The 5,084-nt window shown below is 63.1% G+C and carries 4 protein-coding genes; 1 reads left to right on the top strand and 3 read right to left on the bottom strand.

Going from position 1 to position 5,084, the window contains the following annotated elements:
- Positions 1 to 121: 121 nt before the first annotated feature.
- From S2M10_RS04720 to S2M10_RS04710, 3 genes are all read right to left on the bottom strand, one after another.
- Entirely contained in the window at positions 122 to 3,100 is a 2,979-nt protein-coding gene (locus S2M10_RS04720; RefSeq protein WP_012449407.1) for a Tn3-like element ISMpo10 family transposase, read from the bottom strand.
- A gap of 4 nt (positions 3,101 to 3,104) precedes the next feature.
- Entirely contained in the window at positions 3,105 to 3,689 is a 585-nt protein-coding gene (locus S2M10_RS04715; protein ID WP_010339849.1) for a recombinase family protein, read from the bottom strand.
- 133 nt (positions 3,690 to 3,822) lie between these two features.
- On the bottom strand, positions 3,823 to 4,299 hold the full coding sequence (locus tag S2M10_RS04710) for a DUF417 family protein (RefSeq protein WP_010339850.1): 477 nt from the start codon (positions 4,297 to 4,299) through the stop codon (positions 3,823 to 3,825).
- 104 nt (positions 4,300 to 4,403) lie between these two features.
- On the opposite strand from S2M10_RS04710, the gene S2M10_RS04705 reads away from it, so the two are divergent.
- A complete protein-coding gene (locus S2M10_RS04705) occupies positions 4,404 to 4,946 on the top strand; it encodes a MarR family transcriptional regulator (protein ID WP_010339851.1) in 543 nt (180 codons plus the stop codon).
- Positions 4,947 to 5,084 lie beyond the last annotated feature (138 nt).

Genomic DNA, 5,084 nt, shown 5'->3' with positions numbered 1-5,084 from the left:
TTCCTTATGCACGTCCAGACCGACGTATTTCACTGCTTCCGTCATGACTCGCCTCCAGTGCTGACAAATCCATCGTCAGCATCTCAGATTTGAGCCCCCGCGGCTCCGGCAGTCATGGGGTCTAAGGTTTTGCCGTGCCTTCGACGGCGCGCATCTGGCGAAGCGGTCTGAGCGCGGTGGATGGCGCATCGGGATCGGTCCAGAGGTAATCGCCGGTGAGATTGATATGCTGCCAACCGAGCGGTGATAGGTGTTGCAGCAGGTCCGGCGGGACCGGCCGGCCGAGGTTGGCGAGATGCATCCGGGCGGCTTGCAGGTAGGTCGTGTTCCACAGGACGATGGCACCGGCGACGAGGTTCAGCGCGCTCGCCCGATGGCTTTGGGCTTGCAGCGCATGATCGCGGATACGGCCGATGCGATGGAAGAAGATGGCGCGTTTCAGGGCATTTTCCGCTTCTCCCTTGTTGAGTTCGCGGGTGGCGCGGCGACGCTGTTCGGGCTGCTCGATCCAGTCGAGCGTGAACAGGGTACGCTCGACGCGACCGATCTCGCGCAACGCCAGTGCCAGGCCGTTGGCGCGTGGATAGGAGCCGAGCCGTTCCAGCATGATCGAGGCGCTGACGACGCCTGTGCGGATCGAGGTTCCCAGTCGCAGCACGTCGTCCCAGTGTGCCTCGATCAGACCTTCGTCGATGCGGCCCGCGACCAGCGGCGCAATATCGGGGCCGGGTTCGATGCCGTTAAACAGGTGCAAACGGCGTGCGGCGATATTCGGGATACGCGGCGCGAACCGGAACCCAAGCAGATGACATAGCGCGAACACATGGTCGGAGACGCCCCCGCCATCGACGTGATGCTCTTCGATGTGCAGATCGGCGCCGTGGTGGAGCAGCCCGTCGAGCACCTGTGCCGCCTCGCTCGCCGAAGCGGAGATAACTGTGGAATGGAACGGCGCGTAGCGATCCGAGACGTGGCTGTAAAAGGAGACAGCCGGCTCTGTCCCCTTGTGCGGATTGACTGCGCCGGTTGCCTGGGCGCGGCGGTCGAGCGGAAAGTTCTGACCGTCTGAGCTGGACGAGGTGCCGGACCCGAACAGCGCGGCCAGCGGCGCGGTGTGTTGGGCGTCGACAAGCCGGGCGAGCGCGCGACCGTAGGTTTCCTCGCGCAGATGCCACGAGGCGAGCCAACCGAGTTGGCGCTGGGTCACGAGATTGCAGGCTTCCGCCATGCGCGTATGGCCCAGATTGGTGGCATCGGCGAGCACCGCCGTGAGGATCGCACGTGGTTCATCCGCGGCACGGCCACTTTGCAGATGCGTGAAGCACTGGCTGAACCCGGTCCATCGATCGACTTCGGCAAGAAGGTCGGTGATGCGGATCGCGGGCAGATGCGCATAGAGCGGCGCAAGGGCGGTATCGGATTCCTCGGGAGTAATCGCCTTCAAGGGCGAAATCCGCAGCCTGCCCAAGCTGAGCTGCACGTCTTCCAGCGCGTCCGTCTCCGCCTTTCGCTCGACCTCGGCCAATCGACGGGCGAGGCGGGCGCGTCGTTCGGCCAGCCAGATATCGGCCGTATCCGGTGCCGGTATCGGCAAGGGGCCGGCCGCGCGCATGTTGGCGAATACGGGGGCAGGAATGAGTTGCTGCTCGACAGCACGATAGCGTCGGCTTCCCTCGACCCACATGTCGCCGGCGCGAAGCCGGTCGCGAAGCTCGACCAGCACGCACAATTCATAGATCCTGCGATCGGGAATGCCGGTGCCGATCGCCCGACGCCAAGCTTGCCGGATGAAGCCGACTGGCGTGCCTGCAGGCAATTTGCGCAGATGACCAAAATGAAGGTCGCGCATGATCGCGACCGCTCGCGCGAGCGCATGGCAGGCTGGCACCGCCCCGAATGTGAACGAGGCGATGAACGAGGGACCGACCTGTCGGAGGACGGGGTAATTGGTCGCGGCGACCGCGACGGGATCGACCGAATCGGGGCGGATCAGCTTGCGGGCTTCATCGACCTCGCGGCCGAGATCATTCCATCCGATCGCTGCCTCGACCGCAGCGCCGATATCGCCACCTGATATCTTGGCGGCGAGCAAGGCAGCGCCGAGTTGGGCAAGCAGCCGGATTTTGCCGTTGATGGTGCGCCGGTTGCGCTTGAGTGTCGTGTCCGCGCTGTTCTGTTCGCGCCGGAACATCTGCCCAAGCAGGCGATCGAACATCAGCACCGCATCGTCGGTGAGGGTAACGATGGTTTCGAGGATGGTCGCCACCAATGTGGCGCGACGCCGCGTCGCTTGCAGCGTCCGAACATGTTGCGCGGTCAGCCGCACGCCTTCCTGGCACAGGCGTCGGAGGCGCTCGGGATGGACGCCTACGGCGATATCCGGATCGATCCCGATGGCCCGAAGCAGTGTCAGTCGCTCGATGATGGCGGCGAATGTCTTTCGGCCGGGCTTGCCGGGTGACTGCCGCACCCAGGCCAGATCGCTCAAGTTCGTGCCTGTGTGGGGCAGGAGAAGCGCATCGAGCAGCCGGCGCTGTCGAGCATCGAGTCCTCGGGTCAGATGCTCGGCGACATGGCGTTCGGCATCGAGCAACGCCTGTGCGACCATCCGCTCGACCGAACTGATGCCCGGCACAATGATGCGCCGTCGCCGGCACTCATCCAGCATCACGCGCGCCAGCCTAGCCCCGCTGGTCGTCGTCAGCGCGATCGGCAGGAGCCATTCCTGCAACGTCGTTCGCAGCGGCCGACTGAGCGGCATGAAGCCGAATGCATCGCGCAGTGCATCGAGCTGTTCGTACCGGGTCGGGCCGCGCGTCGCGTAGTCGGCCAGCACCTCGGGTCCGACCTGCAATTGCTCTGCGACGAACGCGAGCGGCGTATCAGGGATCAGTTCACCGGGTCGCAGGAAACGGCCAGGATAGCGCAGCGCGCAAAGCTGGATCGCGAAACCCAGCCGGTTATGCGGTCGCCTCCGGCGGACGATGATGGCCAAGTCGTCCCGGCTCAATGTCCAGTGCTGGACGAGCAGGGTTTCGTCGTCGGGAAGCGCGAGCAACGCCGCGCGTTGCTCGTCCGACAGGACGGCGCGACGCGGCATCGGCTTAGACCTTGGCCGGTGCGGTCCAGCCGATCCGGGCAAGCGTGCCGAGAAGGGTCGAACGCGGCACCTTGAAGGTCCGGCAGACGGACGCCTTGCTGGCCCCGCCATCCAGCGCGGCGGTGATCCGCTCGAGCGTTTCGGCGTCGATCATCGGCGGGCGGCCACCTTGGCGTCCCCGGCGTTTGGCAGCAGCCAGTCCCGCCATCACCCGTTCGCGCGTGAGCGCACGCTCATATTGTGCCAATGCACCGAACAGCGAGAACAGCAATTCGCCGTGCGGCGTGGTCGTATCCATCTGCTCGGTCAGCGACCGGAACGCGATGCCGCGCGCCTTCAGATCGGTGACGATCGTCAGCAGGTGCGGCAGCGAGCGTCCGAGCCGGTCGAGCTTCCACACGATCAGTGTGTCGCCCGCGTTCAGATAGTCGAGGCAGGCTTTCAGGCCTGGTCGGTCGTCGCGCGCGCCGGATGCCTTGTCGGTATGGAGATGCCGATGATCGACCCCGGTTGCGACGAGCGCGTCCCGCTGGAGATCGACCGTTTGGCGGTCATCGGTCGTTGACACCCGCATATATCCGACCAGCATGTACGACAAACCCTCGAAAGCATGTTTTCGAACACCCTATCAAAGCGACAGGGTTTGTCGATCGTTATGGGCTGAGGCGGGTATGGTTCGGCAAAAGCGCAGGTCCGGAGCGTCGCCTATCACCTGTTTGCCGTCACGCGTCTGCTGTCCGTATGGACGCAAGTAGAAGGCACGCTGATGCCGCAAGAAGCACCAGGTCCTTCAACAGGAACTGTCCGGTTCCGGCCGAAATCGCCGGGAACCCGCCAGCGGTCGGCTCGGCGACGCCAGGCGTGCTCAGGAAAAACGTCAGTGTCACGGCATAAGTCAGGCATGACATCGCCGCGCCGAGAGCGGAGGCCGTCTTGTTGAAAGCACCGATAATCAGCGCAGCGGCCGTCGCGAGCTCGACGGTGCCTATAAAATAGCTTCCACCCTGCACCCCAAAAACGGCCGGAATCCAGCTCATGATCGGACTGTTCTTCATCAATGGCGCGATGCCCATCGCTTCATAGCTCGTGAATTTCATGCAACCGAACCAGAGAAAGATGACCACCAGCGCCCAGCGCAGCAACGCGAGAGACCCGCGAGAGCCGGTCGTCTTTTCAGCTATGTGTAATGTCGAAAACATGGTGCCTCGCTTTCATCATGGCGCATGACCTGCCTTCATGCTTAGACAGGCGTGATATATGCGCTGCGCATACACTATACGCCGTCAATGAATGAGGCAACCCTTTGAACGTACTCTCGGACCGGCTCGTCAATCTGTTCGGCGCCCTCGCAGTGGGCATCACCGATCGAATTAAGAAGGCGGCATTCGACCCGACGATACCCGGCGGTGGCGAAACCACCGCGGCGATCGTCGTCATCGGTCACGCGACCGGTCTTTCGATCGACGAATTAGGACGGGTGCTAGGCTTGTCCCACGCGGGGACGGTGCGGCTTGTCGATCGATTGGTTGCAGCCGGGTTCGCCGTTCGATCCAAAGCGCTACGGGACCGTCGTGCAGTAGCGCTGATGCTCACTGAGGCAGGCGAGACTCGCCTATCTGCGATCCTGCAACGAAGAAACGAGACTTTATCCGAAATCCTTAGCCATGTCTCGAATGCTGACCGCCTCGTGCTGGAACGTATTGCCGAGACAATACTTGCGCAGATGTCTGACGACGCTGTCTCGGCGCTGACGATATGCCGGCTCTGCGACGAGAGGCGATGCTACAACTGTCCGATGGATGCCTTTGGAATGCTGGAGTCGTCGACGCATAGAGTCGACCCATAAGTGCGCGCAGAGACGCTTAGACCCCATGACTGCCGGAGCCGCGGGGGCTCAAATCTGAGATGCTGACGATGGATTTGTCAGCACTGGAGGCGAGTCATGACGGAAGCAGTGAAATACGTCGGTCTGGACGTGCATAAG

It is taken from the genome of Sphingomonas sp. S2M10 (genome assembly GCF_012650175.1).
Classification (GTDB): domain Bacteria; phylum Pseudomonadota; class Alphaproteobacteria; order Sphingomonadales; family Sphingomonadaceae; genus Sphingomonas.
Note: the sequence above shows the minus strand (reverse complement) of the source record. Positions and strands in the feature narration are given on the sequence as shown.